General features: G+C 71.1%; 1 protein-coding gene. It reads left to right on the top strand.

Annotated elements, in window-relative coordinates:
• On the top strand, window positions 1-454 hold a 454-nt coding region (locus ACPCUX_RS18795), incomplete at both ends, for a fibronectin type III domain-containing protein (RefSeq protein WP_423389396.1).

Genomic DNA, 454 nt, shown 5'->3' with positions numbered 1-454 from the left:
TCTGGCGCGCGCCAACCCCGACACCGTCGACGACGCCCACCAGGGCAAGGCCACCACCGTGCCCGTCCTGGTCAACGACTCCAACCCGTTCCCCGACCGGCCGCTGACCCTCGTCGACGCCGTGGTGGAGACGGGGCAGGGCACCGCCTCCGTCTCGGGCGACCAGGTCTCGGTCACCCCGCGCGACGACTTCGTCGGGGTCATGGTCGTCCGGTACCGGATCCAGGACGCGACGAAGGACCCCGATCGCGAGGTCGAGGGCCGCGTCCAGCTCAAGGTGCTGGGCAAGCCCGAGGCGCCCGCGACCCCGCAGGTCGTCGAGGTCCGCTCCAAGACGGTCGTGCTCACCTGGGACCCGCCGAACAACAACGGCGCCGACATCACCGGCTACACCGTGCGCTCCCAGAACGGCTACACCAAGGAGTGCGGCACCACCACCTGCACCCTCGACGGG

The organism is Cellulosimicrobium sp. AB352, assembly GCF_049538415.1.
GTDB lineage: Bacteria > Actinomycetota > Actinomycetes > Actinomycetales > Cellulomonadaceae > Cellulosimicrobium > Cellulosimicrobium funkei.
This window is presented reverse-complemented; position numbering and strand designations above follow the sequence as displayed.